The organism is Agromyces bracchium (assembly GCF_009709675.1).
Lineage (GTDB): Bacteria > Actinomycetota > Actinomycetes > Actinomycetales > Microbacteriaceae > Agromyces > Agromyces bracchium.
Genome location: NZ_WMLB01000022.1, coordinates 209,981 through 225,364 on the forward strand (window position 1 = coordinate 209,981; position 15,384 = coordinate 225,364).

16 protein-coding genes are annotated in these 15,384 nt (G+C 72.0%); 9 read left to right on the forward strand and 7 right to left on the reverse strand.

What is annotated here, in order from left to right:
• Positions 1 to 38 precede the first annotated feature (38 nt).
• Together GJ743_RS09435 and GJ743_RS09440 are read left to right on the forward strand one after the other, a co-directional pair.
• Positions 39 to 1,343, forward strand: a complete 1,305-nt coding sequence (locus GJ743_RS09435; protein WP_328289003.1) for a CDP-glycerol glycerophosphotransferase family protein — start codon at positions 39 to 41, stop codon at positions 1,341 to 1,343.
• Positions 1,344 to 1,395: 52 nt separating this feature from the next.
• Positions 1,396 to 1,989 carry a hypothetical protein gene (locus GJ743_RS09440; protein ID WP_155051663.1) on the forward strand — a complete coding sequence of 198 codons (594 nt, stop codon included), beginning with the start codon at positions 1,396 to 1,398 and terminating at the stop codon, positions 1,987 to 1,989.
• Between the two features lie 8 nt (positions 1,990 to 1,997).
• Here the strand turns inward: GJ743_RS09440 and GJ743_RS09445 are convergent, their stop codons facing one another.
• The 5 genes from GJ743_RS09445 to GJ743_RS19545 all read right to left on the reverse strand — a co-directional run bounded on the left by GJ743_RS09445 (position 1,998) and on the right by GJ743_RS19545 (position 6,663).
• Positions 1,998 to 3,035, reverse strand: a complete 1,038-nt coding sequence (locus GJ743_RS09445; RefSeq protein ID WP_196216967.1) for a hypothetical protein — start codon at positions 3,033 to 3,035, stop codon at positions 1,998 to 2,000.
• Between the two features lie 74 nt (positions 3,036 to 3,109).
• Complete coding sequence (locus GJ743_RS09450; protein ID WP_155051664.1) at positions 3,110 to 3,850, reverse strand: ABC transporter ATP-binding protein; 741 nt, start codon at positions 3,848 to 3,850, stop codon at positions 3,110 to 3,112.
• Complete coding sequence (locus tag GJ743_RS09455; protein ID WP_155051711.1) at positions 3,850 to 4,662, reverse strand: ABC transporter permease; 813 nt, start codon at positions 4,660 to 4,662, stop codon at positions 3,850 to 3,852. The genes GJ743_RS09450 and GJ743_RS09455 overlap by 1 nt, the downstream gene beginning before the upstream one ends.
• 135 nt (positions 4,663 to 4,797) lie before the next feature.
• On the reverse strand, positions 4,798 to 5,490 hold the full coding sequence (locus tag GJ743_RS09460) for a phosphocholine cytidylyltransferase family protein (RefSeq protein WP_328289004.1): 693 nt from the start codon (positions 5,488 to 5,490) through the stop codon (positions 4,798 to 4,800).
• Positions 5,491 to 5,580: 90 nt separating this feature from the next.
• On the reverse strand, positions 5,581 to 6,663 hold the full coding sequence (locus tag GJ743_RS19545; RefSeq protein WP_230386671.1) for a hypothetical protein: 1,083 nt from the start codon (positions 6,661 to 6,663) through the stop codon (positions 5,581 to 5,583).
• Here GJ743_RS19545 and GJ743_RS19550 point away from each other — a divergent pair.
• The 3 genes from GJ743_RS19550 to GJ743_RS09475 are packed head-to-tail and all read left to right on the forward strand — an operon-like array spanning position 6,653 to position 9,828.
• On the forward strand, positions 6,653 to 7,969 hold the full coding sequence (locus tag GJ743_RS19550; protein WP_328289005.1) for an ABC transporter ATP-binding protein: 1,317 nt from the start codon (positions 6,653 to 6,655) through the stop codon (positions 7,967 to 7,969). The genes GJ743_RS19545 and GJ743_RS19550 overlap by 11 nt on opposite strands.
• On the forward strand, positions 7,945 to 9,519 hold the full coding sequence (locus tag GJ743_RS09470; RefSeq protein WP_155051666.1) for a hypothetical protein: 1,575 nt from the start codon (positions 7,945 to 7,947) through the stop codon (positions 9,517 to 9,519). Before GJ743_RS19550 ends, GJ743_RS09470 begins: the two co-directional genes overlap by 25 nt.
• 21 nt (positions 9,520 to 9,540) lie before the next feature.
• The gene (locus tag GJ743_RS09475) at positions 9,541 to 9,828 is read left to right on the forward strand and encodes a DUF3039 domain-containing protein (protein WP_155051667.1); all 288 of its coding nucleotides are present in this window, start codon (positions 9,541 to 9,543) and stop codon (positions 9,826 to 9,828) included.
• A gap of 22 nt (positions 9,829 to 9,850) precedes the next feature.
• Here the strand turns inward: GJ743_RS09475 and GJ743_RS09480 are convergent, their stop codons facing one another.
• Together GJ743_RS09480 and GJ743_RS09485 are read right to left on the reverse strand one after the other, a co-directional pair.
• Positions 9,851 to 11,170 (reverse strand): nicotinate phosphoribosyltransferase, encoded by a 1,320-nt coding sequence (locus tag GJ743_RS09480; RefSeq protein WP_328289006.1) that lies wholly within the window; start codon positions 11,168 to 11,170, stop codon positions 9,851 to 9,853.
• A 23-nt stretch (positions 11,171 to 11,193) separates the two neighbouring features.
• Positions 11,194 to 12,120, reverse strand: a complete 927-nt coding sequence (locus GJ743_RS09485; protein ID WP_155051668.1) for an EamA family transporter — start codon at positions 12,118 to 12,120, stop codon at positions 11,194 to 11,196.
• Positions 12,121 to 12,188: 68 nt separating this feature from the next.
• Here GJ743_RS09485 and GJ743_RS09490 point away from each other — a divergent pair, with 68 nt between their 5' ends.
• From GJ743_RS09490 to rdgB, 4 genes are read left to right on the forward strand one after another with little or no spacing between them, the layout of a single operon-like run.
• Positions 12,189 to 13,085 carry a LysR family transcriptional regulator gene (locus GJ743_RS09490; protein WP_155051669.1) on the forward strand — a complete coding sequence of 299 codons (897 nt, stop codon included), beginning with the start codon at positions 12,189 to 12,191 and terminating at the stop codon, positions 13,083 to 13,085.
• Positions 13,086 to 13,101: 16 nt separating this feature from the next.
• A complete protein-coding gene (murI, locus tag GJ743_RS09495; RefSeq protein WP_328289007.1) occupies positions 13,102 to 13,956 on the forward strand; it encodes a glutamate racemase in 855 nt (284 codons plus the stop codon).
• The gene (gene rph / locus GJ743_RS09500) at positions 13,953 to 14,726 is read left to right on the forward strand and encodes a ribonuclease PH (protein ID WP_328289008.1); all 774 of its coding nucleotides are present in this window, start codon (positions 13,953 to 13,955) and stop codon (positions 14,724 to 14,726) included. The genes murI and rph overlap by 4 nt, the downstream gene beginning before the upstream one ends.
• A gap of 14 nt (positions 14,727 to 14,740) precedes the next feature.
• Complete coding sequence (rdgB, locus tag GJ743_RS09505; protein WP_155051670.1) at positions 14,741 to 15,361, forward strand: RdgB/HAM1 family non-canonical purine NTP pyrophosphatase; 621 nt, start codon at positions 14,741 to 14,743, stop codon at positions 15,359 to 15,361.
• The last annotated feature ends 23 nt before the right edge of the window (positions 15,362 to 15,384 follow it).

Here is a 15,384-nt window from a genome sequence, read left to right on the forward strand (position 1 = left end):
TGTCACGCGCGCCCCGCCGCGGCGGCTACCCTTGGACGGTGGAACTGAGGAGAGACGCGCGCCGCGCCGTGAAGCTGGTGCAGAACGTCCTTCGTTCGCGACGTGCGCAGCGACTGCTCGTCGAGAAGCTCGCCGAGCAGGGGCCGCTCGAGCCGCACCGGTTCCGCGTGGGCGTCTACTTCGCCGACGGCAAGGTGAACCTCTACCAGCTGCGGCAGTGGTACAAGCCGCTCGCGCGCCTCGCCGAGCGTCATCCGGTGCTGGTCCTCAGCCGCGCCTCGGGCGCCGCGCTCGCCCTGCTCGACGAGTCGCCGCTGCCGGTCGCCTACGTCCGGCGGGTCGCCGACCTCGAGCACGTCATCCACGAGCAGGACCTGCACGTGGTCTTCTACGTCAACCAGAACGCCAAGAACTTCCAGATGATGCGCTACGGGCGCCGCTGGCACGTGTTCATCAACCACGGCGAGTCCGACAAGATGTACATGACCACGAACCAGTTCAAGGCCTACGACTACGCCCTGATCGCCGGCGACGCCGCGCGTGCGCGCCTCGAGAAGGTGCTGTGGGACTACGACTTCGACAAGCGCGCCATCCCGATCGGCCGCCCGCAGGCCGACCACTACCTCGACGGCAGCCCGCTTCCGTACCCGGACGACGACCGCGAGGTCGTGCTGTACGCGCCCACCTGGGAGGGCGACCGCGGTGCGGCGGCCTACGGCTCGATCGCCTCGCACGGCGTCGAGCTCGTGCGCGCAGTCGTCGCATCCGGACGCCATCGCGTGATCTACCGGCCGCACCCGCGCTCCGGGGTCGTCGACCACGACTACGGGGCCGCGAACGCGGAGATCAAGCGCATGCTCGTACAGGCGAACGCGGCCGACCCGTCGGCGCACCACGTCGTCGACGAGGGCCCGGACCTCGGTTGGCAGCTCGCGGCCGCCGACGTCGCGATCGTCGACATCTCCGCGATGGTCTACGACCGTCTCGCGGCCGGCCGGCCGCTCCTCGTGACCCGCCCGGTGAACCCGGATGCGCAGATCGACACGGGCGGCTACCTCGCGGCGTGCGAGTGGCTCGACCGTGCCGACGGCGCGGCGATGCTCGAGCGGGTCGACGAGGTCGCGCACGACGCGCTGGCCCTCGAGCGCCTCGGCTACTGGGTCGAGCGCTACTTCGGCGACACGACGCCGGGCGTCACCACGGCCCGCTTCCACGACGCGGTCGACCACCTCATGACCGAATGGGAGCGGTTCGCGGCACTGCACGCGACCGACCCCGAAGTCGACGACCACGACGCCGAGGGCGAGGCGGCCGAGCAGTCCGACGAGATCGAAGTCGACTGACCCGGCGATCCGCCCGATGCGATCCGGCGACGCGGAACGTATGCTCGGGCTCATGGCGCAGCTGATCACCGAGGCCGAGCTCGACGAGGTCGAGCTCCGGGTCGCCGACGGACGCGGGCACGTCGAGCGGGCCGACCTGCTCGAGCGGTGGGCGACGGATGCCGCGGCCTACGAGCTCGACGACGGGATCCGGCGGGCGCACCTCCTCCTGGTCGCGGCCGAGCACCTCGAGATGGCGGGCGAGCTGGAACGGGCGCTCGCCGTCGCACGACGCGCGGCGGAGGCATCCGACGCCGAGCCGTACGAGGCGACCGGCACGCTCGTCTCGACCATGCTCGCGCTCGGCCGGGGCGACGACGCGGTCGCCGAGGCCGACGCGCTGCGCGGTTCGGGCAACGGGGACTGGTGGCGGCACCTCCACGTCGCCGAGGCGTTCGAGCTCGCAGACGAGCTCGAACTCGCCGAACGCTGGTTCGTGATCACCCTCCGGATCATCGAGCGCGACCCCGAGCACGACGTGGCGGATCGCCTCATCGCCCTGAGCGGCCGCTTCCGCGTGCGACGCGACGCCGGCAAGCCCGAGGACGTGCTCGACGCCGAGACGACGCAGCTGCGAGAACTGCTCGGGTACGAGCCGATCCGCTAGGCCGGGCCTCAGGTCGCCGGACGGTCCTCGGTAGGGCCGACGGCCTCGCCCGGGGTCTCCGGCTCGAACGCCTCCGGGTCGCTGAACGCCTCCGGCTCACCCGACGCCTCGACCTCGCTGACGTCGCCGGCCTGGCCGGAGGCATCCGTCTCCCCGCGCCGCGACGTCGCAGCGGCGAGGCGTCCGAACGGCCGGCTCGCGACCCGTCCGGCGGTCGAGACCGCCCGCGCGAGGCGCTTGCCGGCCGACGCGATCGCCGTCTCGTCGCCGCGCGGCTCGAGCTCGACGGGGAGCGCGTACGGCGCCGGGCCGAACGCGAGACGCGACTGCTGCAGCACCCGACGACCGAGCACGTGGTTGCCGATGCCGCCGATCGCCGCGCCGATGCCGAACGGGATGGCGCGGCCGACGATCCCGGCGCCGCCGCGCACCGCGAACTGCTTGACGAACACGTGCCGCAGCCGGTCGACGACCGATCCCATGACGGCCCGGGGGAGCGTGCTCGTGATGATCTCGCCGAAGTACGCGTTCCGCGGCACGCCCCCGCCGGTCGCCTGCGCCGCGAACTGTCGCACGAGGTCGGCGCCCTCGCGGCCCATCATGAGCGTCATCACGAGCGCGCGGGCGCGGTCGGGGTTCTCGACGTGCAGGCCGTGCACCTCGGCGACCGACTGCGCGAAGAGCGCCGTCGCCTCGAGGAAGCCCGCGGTCTCGACGCCCGAGAGGGCGAGCGTGATACCGGTCGAGATGCCGGGCACGACCGCGGTCGCGCCGACGGCGGCGCCGCCCGTCGTCACCGCCGTGAGGTACCGGCGCTCGAGCACGCGCACGAGTTCCTCGGGGGTCGCCGTCGGGTGATGGCGTCGGATGGCGCGGAGGTGCGCGAGCACGATGGGCCGCTGGATCGACAGCAGGCGATCGAGGCCGCGCTCGAGTCCGACGGCCCGATCGGCGGGATCGCTCGGGGGAGTGCCGTCGGGACCCTCGGTCCCCTCCTCGGGCGCACCGGGGCCCATCGTCGTGATCCGGTGCACGCGTTCGGACATGTCGTCGATCCTAGGCGCCGCGGCTGCGAACATCGCCGGGACCCGGCCGTCGGGGCGGGGGCTTGACGCCCGCGTCAGCGCGTGCCGTAGTCCGCGTTGTAGCGGTCGAGCACCTCGTCGATCCCGGCGTCGAGCACGAGGGCGCCCTTGTCGAGGTAGAGCCCGCGCGTGCAGAACCGGCGGAGGTCGCGCTCGTTGTGCGAGACGAAGAACAGCGTGCGACCGCCCGCGAGGAGCTCCTCGATGCGGCGGTAGCACTTCTCGCGGAAGGCCTTGTCGCCGACGGCGAGGACCTCGTCGACCAGCAGGATCGGTTCCTCCAGCTGCGAGATGACGGCGAACGCGATGCGGACCTTCATGCCGCTCGAGAGGTGCTTGTACGGCGTGTCGAGGAAGTCGCCGATCTCGGCGAACTCGATGATCTCGTCGAACTTGGCGTCGATCTGCTCGCGGGTCATCCCGTGCAGGCCCGCGGTCAGGTAGACGTTGTCGCGCACCGTGAGGTCGTCGACGAAGCCGCCGGTGATCTCGATGAGGGGCGCCACGCCGCCTTCGACGTTCACGGACCCCTCGTCGGGCAGCATGACGCCGGCGACGAGCTTCAGCAGGGTCGACTTGCCCTGGCCGTTGCGGCCGACGACCCCGATCGCCTCGCCCGGGTGCACCTCGATCGAGACGTTGCGCAGCGCCCAGAACTCGTCGGGCCGGATCCGACGGCGGCGGCGGGAGAGGAGGTCCTTGAACGACTTCCTGCCCCGACGATTGCGTCGGAAGCGCACGCCGAGGTCGTCGGCGCGGATGGCGGCCCCTGGCATCAGATCTCCTTCAGCACCTGTCGCTCGGAGCTCCGGAACACCCAGAGTCCGATCGCGAGGAACGCGAGCGACATGGCGGCGGCGATTCCGACCGCGAACCAGTCGAGCTCTGCGGGGAAGATCGCGGACCGGTACAGGCCGAAGATCCCGGTGAGCGGGTTGAACGCGGCCCAGAAGTGCAGCGACTCGGGGAGGTTCGTCGTTCCGTAGACGATGGGCGACGCGTAGAACAGGAAGCGGAGCACGAGCTTCGTCGCCCGCTCGAGGTCGCGGAAGAACACCACGAGGGGCGCGACGATGAGCCCGAGTCCCGCGGTCAGCATCGCCTGCAGCAGCATGGCGACCGGGAACAGGGCCAGCTCCCATCCGACGCGGATCTCCTCGCCGAACACGGCGGCCAGGACGACGAACAGCACGAGCACCGGCAGGGAGAGGACGAATTCGATGCCCTTCGACAGCACGATCCGGTTCACCCAGATCGTCCGGGGCAGCTTCGTGGAGCGGACCAGCTTCGCGTCCTTCAGGAACGCGCGGGTCGAGTCGGAGACGGCGCCCGTGAACCACATCCAGGGCAGGAGGCCGGCGAGCAGGAACACGATGTACGGCTCGGTGCCGACCGGTCGCTGGAAGACCTGCGTGAAGACGAACCAGTAGATGCCGGCCATCACGAGCGGGTCGAGGACCGACCAGAGATAGCCGAGCGCCGACGTCGAGTACCGGACCTTGAGATCGCGCGTGGTGAGCAGCCACAGCGAATGCCGGTAGCCGTCCCATGGCGTCCGCGTGAACGGATGCGAGTCGGCGTAGCTCATCACGCTCTCATCGTAGATGGACGGAGGCGGCCCTCCGTACCGGCCGGATCGGCGCGCTGACGCTGCGATCGCCCGGACATGCGAGAAGCGGATGCCGCAACCGGCATCCGCTTCTCACGCTGTGTGGTGCGCAGGTCACACGAAGTGGTTCGCGCGCTCCAGGTCTTCTGCGAAGTCGATCTCGACCGCGTACAGGTCGGAGACGTCCATCGGCTCGACGAGCAGGCCGTTCTTCTCGATGGCGAGCTCGAGGCCGCGCTCGAAGTAGTCCTGGTCGCCGACGCGCTGCAGGTGCGCCAGGAAGGTGCCCTTGTCGCGGCTCGAGATGTAGTTGATGCCGACGGCCTCGCCGAGGCCGCCCTTGACGGTCTTCGAGAGCTCCTTGATGTAGCCCTCGGCCGTGGTCGTGTACTTCACCTCTTCGTCGGACACCTTCGCGGTATTGACGGTGACGAACGACTGGTCGCGCGCGATGAACGAGAGCGCGCGGTCGAGGATCGCCGGATCGAAGACCACGTCGCCGTTCATCCAGAGCACGCCGCCCGGCTGCGACGCCTGCAGCGCGCGCATGAGCGACTTCGAGGTGTTCGTCTGGTCGTACTCCTCGTTGTAGACGAAGGACGCCTGCGGGAACGCCTCGATGATGTGCTCGAGCTTGTAGCCGACGACGATCGTCACGGCGGCGTTGCGGCCGAACGCGTGCTCGATGTTGTCGAACTGCTGGCGCATGATCGTGCGGCCGTCGCTGAGCTCGGTGAGCGGTTTGGGGAGGGAACGCCCGAGCCGGCTCCCCATGCCGGCTGCGAGGATCACGATCTGCGTGGTCACTGCATCTCCTTCGTCGATCGGATGCCGGAGCACTCGATTCGGTTCGAGTTCACCGGGGATTCATCCGCAAGTTCACTTCTGGACACGCCGTTATGCCGTGTCACAGGATACCGGACAGTCGGAGCGGCCGCTGGGGGTTGCGCGCAAGCCGTAGTGCGATCGTGATGCGACGCACGGGTTTCGCCCAGCTGGGGGTTGCGCTCGCCACGACGTGAATTCGCTGTGAAGGCTCCATGGCTGCGGGCGAGGTGGTTGGTAGGTTGTCGTGGTGACTTCCGTTTCGCGATCAGGTCCTGAGGACGAGACTCCCGAAGGCACGGACACGGGGGTGTCTGCTCGTCGGGGGGAATCCGCCGCGTCCGAACAGGGACGTGGCGAATCGGGCCGCGCCGCCGGGAAGACCGCCGGCCGAGCCACCGCCGCGACGTCCGCGGCCGCGCGTTCGAGCGCCGCCAAGGCCTCGGCGACCAAGTCCGCTGCGGCGAAGTCGTCCACGAAGAGCAGCGCGGCGAAGTCCACGGCGACGCGATCGACCGCCGCGAAGCGAGCGTCGGCCGCGCGCGCGATGACCGCGGCCGACGATGCCACCGAGACGACGGCCGCCGAGCCGATCAAGCCCGCCGCGAAGCGTTCGACGAGCGCGAGGAAGCCGGCCGCGTCGTCCGGCACGGCCAAGCGGCCCTCGTCCGAGGCCGCCGCGAAGCGGGCGTCGGCCAAGTCCGGCTCGGCCAAGGGCGCGACGAAGTCGACGTCGACGAGTGGACCGGCGACGAAGGCCGGCACGGGCGCATCGGGGCCTGCGGCGAACGCTGCGGCGGCCGCCGATGGCGCCGAGGCCACGACGGAGACGACCGCGTCCGCGCCGAAGCGCGCGGCTGCGGTCCGCAACGAATCGGCCAGCACGTCCGCGGCGAAGGGGCAGACCGCCAGGTCGGCCCGAGCCGCGTCCACGGCGGCCGCCCGGTCGCGCGCCGCCGAGGCGAGGAAGGCCGCGGCATCCGCTCGCCAGCGCGTCGCCGCGTCGGTCACGACCGACACGACGGAGGCGGAACCGAGGCCGCGACGCTCCACCGGGCCGATCGAGCCGATCGTCGCGGAGCCCGAGGTCGTCGAGAACCGCGTCGAGCCGTCCGAGGTCGAGCCTGCCGAGGCCGCCGCCGAGGTGACGCGCACGTGGCACCCGGGCGGACCCGACGAGACACCGGCGACGACCGACGAGGGCGACTCGGCGGGCGCGAGCGCGAGCGAGACCGACGCGGCCGGGAACGGTGCGAAGGCCGCGGCCGGAGCCGAGCCGAGGACCGACCTGACGGCCGATGCCATCCTGCTCGTCGGCGACGACTCGGCCGTGGCGCCGGCCGCGGACGTCGAGACGGTCGACACGACCGACGAGACCGTCGAGACGAACGACGCGGCAGTCGAGACGAACGACGCGACCGTCGAGTCGGCGGCGGCGGCGACGATCGAGCCGACCGATGAGGTAACCGACGCGGCGGTCGAGGCGCCCGAAGCGGCCAGCGCGACGACCGAGGTGACCGCGACCGAGACGACCGAGGTCGAGACGACCGAGTCGACCGAGGTCGAGGCGCCCGCCGACGACCACCACGGAGAGCGAGGCGTCGCCGTCATCCCGCTCGGCGTCGTCGCCACCGGTGCGAGCGCGACGGCGCGGAAGAAGCGCACGATCCGGGTGGCCCGCGAGGCGCCGGCGCCCGAGGCTCCGACGGTGCTCGCCATCGACGGGCTCGTCAAGCGGTTCGGCGACACCACCGCGGTCGACGCGATCAGCCTCGGCATCCGGGCCGGCTCGTTCTACGGAATCGTCGGCCCGAACGGTGCGGGCAAGACCACGACGCTCTCGATGATCACCGGACTCCTGCGGCCCGACGGCGGGTCGGTGCACGTGAACGGCATCGACGTCTGGAAGGAGCCGCGTGCGGCCAAGCGCATCACCGGCGTGCTGCCCGACCGGCTCCGCCTGTTCGACCGGCTCACCGGCGCCGAGATGCTGTACTACGCCGGCTCGCTGCGCGGCCTCGACCACCGAACGGTGCTCGATCGCAGCGCCGACCTCGCCGATGCGTTCGGGCTCGAGGACGCCCTCGACCGGCTCGTCGCCGACTACTCGGCGGGTATGACCAAGAAGATCGCGCTCGCCTGCGCGATGATCCACTCGCCGCGCGTGCTCGTGCTCGACGAGCCGTTCGAGTCGGTCGATCCCGTCTCGGCGGCGAACCTCACCGACATCCTGGAACGCTACGTCGGCGGCGGCGGCACCGTGCTGCTCTCGAGCCACAGCATGGACCTCATCGAGCGCGTCTGCGACTCGGCGGCGATCATCGTCGGCGGTCGGGTCCTGGCATCCGGCACCCTCGACGAGGTGCGCCGCGGCGACACGCTCGAGGAGCGGTTCGTCGAGCTCGCGGGCGGACGCAAGGCAGCGGAGGGCATGGAATGGTTGCACAGCTTCTCCGACTGAAGCTGCGGCTGCTCGGGAACATCTTCAAGCGGAGTGCGTGGCAGGTCGTCGGCCTCTCGATCGCGATCGTCTACGGGCTCGGCATCTCGGCGCTGCTGTTCCTGATCCTGGTCGGGCTCCGGTCGGTCGACGACGTCGCGCTCGTGCGCGACGTGCTCGTCGTCGCCGGGGCGGCCACCGTGGTGGGCTTCCTGGTCGTGCCGTTGGTGTTCGGCATCGACGACACGATGGACCCGCGTCGGTTCGCGCTGTTCGGCATCCCGGATCGCACCATCGCGCTCGGGCTCGCACTGTCCGCCGTCATCGGCGTGCCCGCGATCGCGCTCGCGATCGTGCTCACCGGCACGGTGGTGACCTGGTCGCGAGGCTTCGGGTCGACGGTGTTCGCGATCGTCGGCGCCCTGCTCGCGTTCGCGACCTGCCTGCTCGCGGCGCGGCTCACGGCCGGCATCGCCGGGCTGCTCCTCGAGACCCGCCGTGCGCGAGACGTGGGAACCGTGCTCGGCGTGCTCTTCGTCGTCATGCTCGCACCGATCGCGGTCGCCCTGACCACGGTCGACTGGGCGGCCTCCGGTCGGCAGGCCATCGGCGCGATCGCCGGGGCGTTGTCGTGGACCCCCCTCGGGGCCGCGTTCGCCGTGCCCGGCGAGGCGGCATCCGGTGCCTGGGGGCTCGCGTTCCCGAAGCTCCTCATCGCGGCGGCGACCGTGTGGTTCGGATGGCTCGCCTGGAAGGCGCTCGTCGCGAAGATGCTCGTCACGCCGGGCCGCGAGGCGAGCCCGCGCAGCTACCACGGCCTCGGCTGGTTCGGCCGCACGACCGGCGGCCCGACGGGAGCGATCGCGGCGCGCAGCACCACGTACTGGTTCCGCGACTCGCGCTACTGGGTGTCGCTGCTGATGGTGCCCGTCGCGCCGATCCTCGTCATGCTGCCGCTCGGCATCGCCGGCGTGCCGCAGATGTACCTCGGACTCATCCCGGTGCCGCTCATGTGCCTCCTGCTCGGCTGGAGCCTGCACAACGACACCGCCTACGACAACACGGCGATCTGGTTGCACGTCGCGTCGGGCGTGCGCGGCGCGGCCGACCGATTCGGCCGGCTCGTGCCCGTGCTCGTCGCCGGCATCCTCGTGATCGGACTCGGCAGCGCCGTGACCGTGTTCGTGCTCGACGACTGGCGCCTCCTGCCGTCGCTGCTCGGCGTGAGCACGGCGCTGCTGCTCGCCGGGCTCGGCGTGGGGTCGATCACGTCGGCCGCGATGCCGTATCCGGTCGTGAAGCCCGGCGACAGCCCGTTCCAGCAGCCGCAGTCGACCGGGGGCATCACGGCGCTCGTGCAGTCCCTCGCGATGTTCGCCGCACTGATCGCCGCGGGCCCCGCGATCTGGTTCGCCGCGCTCGGCATCTTCGACGACCCGGCGTGGCACGCGGCATCTCTCGCGGCGGGCGCCGGACTCGGCCTGCTCGTGCTCGTGATCGGCGTGTTCGCGGGCGGGCGCGTCTTCGAGCGCCGCGCTCCCGAGATCGTCGCCGCGGCCGTCCGCGCCTGATCGCGGCGTAGACTTCTCGGCATGATCCGACCCGTGCAGGCGAGCATCGCCGACCCCGACGCGCCCGGCGGCGGCACCTCGGTCCTCGACCGCGAACTCGAGCAGCTGCTCGAAGAGGAGAACATCGAGCCGGGCGACCACGAGCGGTTCTCGCACTACGTCAAGAAGGAGCAGATCCTCGAGTCGGCGATGACGGGCAAGCCGGTCCGCGCGCTGTGCGGCAAGAAGTGGACCCCGGGTCGCGACCCGGAGAAGTTCCCGGTCTGCCCGACGTGCAAGGAGATCTACGAGCGGATGAAGAAGGGCTGACGCCCGCTCGGCGGCGCACCCCTCAGCGGTACGTCGTGGGGATCACCGGCTCGCCGCGACCCAGGCGGAACGCCTCGATCGGCAGTTCCTGCATGACCTCGGCGCGGTGCGCGCGTGCCGCCTCGACGCCCGCGTGGCCGGTGAACGCGGCATCCGCTCGCCCCTCGTGCATGAGTCGCACCATGAGCGGCCGCAGTTGGTCGTCGTCGGCGAACTCCTCCTCGCCGTCGGGTCCGTCGCCGACGAAGACGAGCTCCTCGCGCGCGGTGCGCGTCGAGTCGATGCGGCGGGCCGCGTTCTTGCGCCCGCCGACGCTCAGCTTCTTCGTCGACGACTTCGCGACGCTCACCCACTCGCCGTCGTCGCCGCGTCTCGCGACGAGCTTGTAGACCATGCCGGCCGCCGGGAAGCCGGAACCCGTCACGACCGACGTGCCGACGCCGTAGGCGTCGACGGGCGCGCCCGAGAGGGCGGCGAGCGTGAACTCGTCGAGGTCGCTCGTGACGGTGATGCGCGTGTTCACCGCGCCGAGCTCGTCGAGCTGCTCGCGCACCGCGGCGACGACGGTCGGCAGGTCGCCGGAGTCGATGCGCACGGCGCCGAGCCCGGTGCCGGCCACGCGCACCGCGGTCTCGACGCCGGTGGGGATGTCGTAGGTGTCGATGAGGAGCGTCGTGCCCGGGCCCATGGCCTCGACCTGCGCGCGGAACGCGGCCTCCTCGCTGTCGTGCAGCAGCGTGAACGCGTGCGCGGCCGTGCCCATGGTCGGGATGCCCCAGGTGCGGCCGGCCTCGAGGTTGCTCGTCGCGTCGAACCCCGCGATGTAGGCCGCGCGTGCGGCGGCGACGGCGGAGGCCTCATTGGTGCGGCGCGAGCCCATCTCGGCGATCGGGCGCCCGAGCGCGACCGACACCATGCGCGCGGCGGCGCTCGCGACCGACGAGTCGTAGTTCAGCACCGAGAGCACGACGGTCTCGAGCATGACGGCCTCGGCGAACGAGGCCTGGATCGTGACGAGCGGTGAACCCGGGAAGTAGGCCTCGCCCTCGCGGTAGCCCCAGACGTCGCCGCGGAAGCGGTAGTCGGCGAGCCAGTCGAGGGTCTCGTCGCGCACCACGCGGTGCTCGCGGAGGAACTCGAGCTCGGCGTCCTCGAAGCGGAAGCGCTCGATGAGCTCGAGCAGGCGCCCGGTGCCCGCGACGATGCCGTACCGGCGACCGTCGGGCAGGCGCCGTGCGAACGCCTCGAAGAGGCTCTCGCGGTGGGCGGTGCCGTCGAGCAGGGCGGCATCCACCATGGTGAGCTCGTAGCGGTCGGTGAACAGCGCAGCAGACCCGGTCACCCGGCTAGCCTAATGCTCGGGGGTCAGGATGCCGCGGCGGCGGCGCGCGGCGGGGCATCCGGCCGACGGGCTCCGGCACCGGCACGTGCACGCGTGCGGGTGCGGGAGCGGAACCCGACCGCGAGCACGTTCGCGGCGGTGACGAGCCCGAGCCCGACGAGCTGCCAGGCGGCGAGCGCCTCGCCGAGGACGACGAGTCCGGCCAGCGCGGCGGCCGCCGGGTGCACGCTCTGCAGGACGGCGAACCGCTGGCGAGGCATCCGTCGCAGCACCATGACGTCGATCGAGTAGGGGATCGCGGAGGAGAGCAGTCCCGCGATCGCGCCGACGCCGAGCACCAGCGCGATCGCGCCGGGCTCGAGGCCGAGGAGCACCACCACGAGGAGCGGCACCGTGAGGATCGCCGCGACCGTGGTCGCGACCGCGGTGGCCTGCACGCCGGGCAGCGACCGGCCCGCGCGCTGGCTCAGGAGGATGTAGGCCGCCCAGGCGGCCGCCGCGGCGAGGGCGAACGCGATGCCGAGCGGATCGATGCCGGGCACTGTGCCCGTGAGGAGCACGACGCCCGCAGCGGCGAGCACCGCGGCGACGAGGTCGATGCGGCGGCGTGATCCGAGGATCGCGAGGGCGAGCGGGCCGAGGAACTCGATCGTGACCGCCGGGCCGAGGCCGATGCGCTCGACCGCGGCGTACAGGGCGAGGTTCATGACGACGAGCACGCCGCCGAGGAGCATCGCCGGTCGCAGCACGGACCAGGTGAGGTCGCGACGGCGCGGGCGTGCGACGGCGAGTAGCGCGACGGCCGCCACCGCCTGGCGGAGGGCGACGACGCCGGCCGGCCCCACGAGGGGGAAGATCGTCGCGCCGATCGCCGCGCCGACCTGCACGGATGCCGCGCCGCCGACGACCGCGGCCGCGCCGCCGATCCCGTCTCCGTTCATTCGTCCCATGCCGATCACGCTACGTCGGCATTGACGCGTTGAGAAATGCAATCGGAGATGATTGATACGCTCGATGCATGGAACTGGAACTGCGCCACCTCCGCGTCCTCATCGCGGTCGACGACGAGCGGTCGTTCACCGCCGCCGCCGACCGGCTCGGGATGTCCCAGGCCGCCGTCTCCCGGTCGCTCGCCGCCCTCGAGCGCGCGGTCGGTGCGACCCTGATGCACCGGACGACCCGGCGCGTCGAGCCGACGGAGCCGGGCACCATGCTCGCCGGCGTCGCGCGGCGGGTCACGGCGGAGCTCGACCGCGCCGTGGCATCCGTACGCGGCGACCGCGCCGTGATCCGGATCGGGTACGCGTGGGCGGCGCTCGGCGCGCACACCACGTCCGTGCTACGCGCCTGGAACCACGGGCACCCCGCGAACCCGATCCGCCTCGTGCGGATCAACTCGCGCGACGCCGGCCTCCTCGACGGGCACGTCGACCTCGCCGTCGTGCGGCACCCCGTCCTGCCGCCCGAGCTGGAGTCGGAGATCGTCGGGCGCGAGCGGCGGGTCGCCGCGCTCCCGATCGACCATCCGCTCGCCGACCGCGAGAGCGTCGCGCTCGCCGACCTCACGCCGTGGGAGGTCGCGGTCGACCGCCGCTCGGGCACGACGACGACCGAGCTCTGGGAATCGACGGGCATCGCGGCGCCGCCCCTCACATGGAGCGGCGACGTCGAGGAGTGGCTCGACCTCATCGCCGCCGGCGACGCGATCGGCGTCACCTCGGAGGCGACCGCGCACCACCTCCCGCGACCCGGCGTCGTGTTCGTGCCGATCGGCGACGCGCCGCCGCTGGAGGTGCGCCTCGCGTGGCACCGGAACCACCGGCATCCGGCGTCGGGCCGCATCGCGCGCGCCGTGCGCGCGGCGTACGCGGCGGCGGGCACGACTCCGGGCGAGGGCGACGCCGGGCGCGCCTGATCTAGGCTGGTGCCTCGTGAGTGATGCACCGATCGGGATCTTCGACTCGGGGGTCGGCGGCCTCACCGTCGCCCGCGCGGTGCGCGACCAGCTCCCGAACGAGTCGATCCTCTACGTCGGCGACCTCGAGCACTCGCCCTACGGGCCGAAGCCGATCGCCGACGTGCGCCGCTACGCGCTCGCCGTGCTCGACGACCTCGTCGCGCAGGGCGTGAAGATGCTCGTGATCGCGTGCAACACCGCGTCGTCGGCCATGCTCCGCGACGCGCGCGAGCGCTACGACGTGCCGGTCGTCGAGGTCATCCAACCTGCGGTGCGGCGCGCCGTCGCGACGACCCGCACCGGGCGCGTCGGCGTGATCGGCACCGCCGGGACCATCCAGTCGCGCGCGTACGACGACGCGTTCGCCGCGGCGCCGCACCTCGAGCTGTCGTCGGCCGCGTGCCCTCGCTTCGTCGAGTTCGTCGAGTCGGGCGTCGCGACCGGGCCCGAGGTGCTCGCCGTCGCCGAGGAGTACCTCGCACCGCTGCGTGCAGCGGGCGTCGACACGCTCGTGCTCGGCTGCACGCACTACCCGTTCCTGAAGGGTGCGATCTCCTACGTCATGGGGGAGGGCGTGAGCCTCGTCTCGAGCGACGTCGAGACCGCGAACGACGTCTACCGCGTGCTCGTCTCGCAAGGACTCGAGCGGCGCTCGCCCGAACCACCCGTGCACCGCTTCGAGGCGACGGGCGGCTCGAGCGCCGCGTTCCTCGACCTCGCGCATCGCCTCATCGGGCCCGAGATCTCGCAGGTCGAGCTCGTGCAGACCGGCGTGCTCACGCTTCCGGCCGCGGTAGCGGCATCCGTCACCGACAGGAGAACCCAGTGACCGAGACCCCCGACCTCGTGCGCGCCGACGGCCGCACCCCCGACGCGCTCCGCGACGTCGTCGTCGAGCGCGGCTGGAGCGCGCACGCCGAGGGCAGCGCGCTCATCTCGTTCGGGAACACCAAGGTGCTCTGCACCGCGAGCTTCACGAACGGCGTGCCGCGCTGGATGACCGGCAAGGGCAAGGGCTGGGTCACCGCGGAGTACGCGATGCTGCCGCGGTCGACCAACACGCGCAACGACCGCGAGTCGGTCAAGGGCCGCATCGGCGGACGCACCCACGAGATCAGCCGACTCATCGGCCGGAGCCTGCGCGCCGTGGTCGACATGAAGTCGCTCGGCGAGAACACCATCCAGATCGACTGCGACGTGCTGCAGGCCGACGGCGGCACGCGCACCGCGGCGATCACGGGCGCCTACGTCGCGCTCGCCGACGCGATCGAGTGGGCCCGCGGCCGGAAGTTCATCGCGCAGAAGGCCACGCCGCTCATCGACACCGTCTCGGCGGTCTCGGTCGGCATCATCGACGGCACGCCCATGCTCGACCTCGCCTACGTCGAGGACGTACGTGCAGAGACCGACATGAACGTCGTCGCCACCGGCCGCGGCCTCTTCGTGGAGGTGCAGGGCACCGCCGAGGGCGCGCCGTTCGACCGGCGCGAGCTCGACGCGCTGCTCGACCTCGCCCTCGCCGGCACGGCCGAGCTCGCCTCGATCCAGCGGGCCGCGCTCGAGGCGCAGCTCGGCGCGGGCGCGGGCGCCGCGGGCTGATCGAGGGTCGACGGATGCCGCAGCCGCTCGAGGTCGTCCTCGCCACGCACAACGCGCACAAGGTCGCCGAGTTCCAGCACATCCTGGGCGACGCACTGCCCGGCCTCATCGTGCTCCCGTACGACGGGCCCGAGCCCGTCGAGGACGGCACGTCGTTCGACGAGAACGCCTTCATCAAGGCGCGCGCCGCGGCATCCCACACCGGGCGCATCGCTCTCGCCGACGACTCCGGCATCGCCGTCGACGTCATGGGCGGCTCGCCCGGCATCTTCTCCGCGCGCTGGGCCGGCCCGGGCCGCGGCGCCGAGGCGAACCTCGAGCTGCTGCTCGCACAGCTCGGCGACATCCGCGACCCGCACCGCACCGCGCACTTCCACTGCACGATCGCCCTGGTGGTGCCGGGTGCCGCGGGCGGCGAGCCGCACGAGTTCGCCGCCGTCGGCACGTGGCCCGGGCGCATCGCGACCGAGCGCGCGGGCGTGAACGGGTTCGGGTACGACCCGATCTTCCTGCCCGACGGCTTCGACGTGTCGGCCGCCGAGCTCGCGCCCGAGGTGAAGAACGCGCACAGCCACCGGGCACGCGCGTTCCGCGCGCTCCTGCCCGAGCTGGAGCGGGTCGCGCGGTTCGGCTGACGCCGACCCGTACCCCCCCCCCC

Coding starts and splice junctions, on each gene's coding strand:
- GJ743_RS09440 (WP_155051663.1), top strand. CDS start 1,396: ATGGCGCAGCTGATCACCGAGGCCGAGCTCGACGAGGTCGAGCTCCGG.
- GJ743_RS09445 (WP_196216967.1), bottom strand. CDS start 3,035: ATGTCCGAACGCGTGCACCGGATCACGACGATGGGCCCCGGTGCGCCC.
- GJ743_RS09450 (WP_155051664.1), bottom strand. CDS start 3,850: ATGCCAGGGGCCGCCATCCGCGCCGACGACCTCGGCGTGCGCTTCCGA.
- GJ743_RS09455 (WP_155051711.1), bottom strand. CDS start 4,662: ATGAGCTACGCCGACTCGCATCCGTTCACGCGGACGCCATGGGACGGC.
- GJ743_RS09470 (WP_155051666.1), top strand. CDS start 7,945: ATGGTTGCACAGCTTCTCCGACTGAAGCTGCGGCTGCTCGGGAACATC.
- GJ743_RS09475 (WP_155051667.1), top strand. CDS start 9,541: ATGATCCGACCCGTGCAGGCGAGCATCGCCGACCCCGACGCGCCCGGC.
- GJ743_RS09485 (WP_155051668.1), bottom strand. CDS start 12,120: ATGGGACGAATGAACGGAGACGGGATCGGCGGCGCGGCCGCGGTCGTC.
- GJ743_RS09490 (WP_155051669.1), top strand. CDS start 12,189: ATGGAACTGGAACTGCGCCACCTCCGCGTCCTCATCGCGGTCGACGAC.
- rdgB (WP_155051670.1), top strand. CDS start 14,741: ATGCCGCAGCCGCTCGAGGTCGTCCTCGCCACGCACAACGCGCACAAG.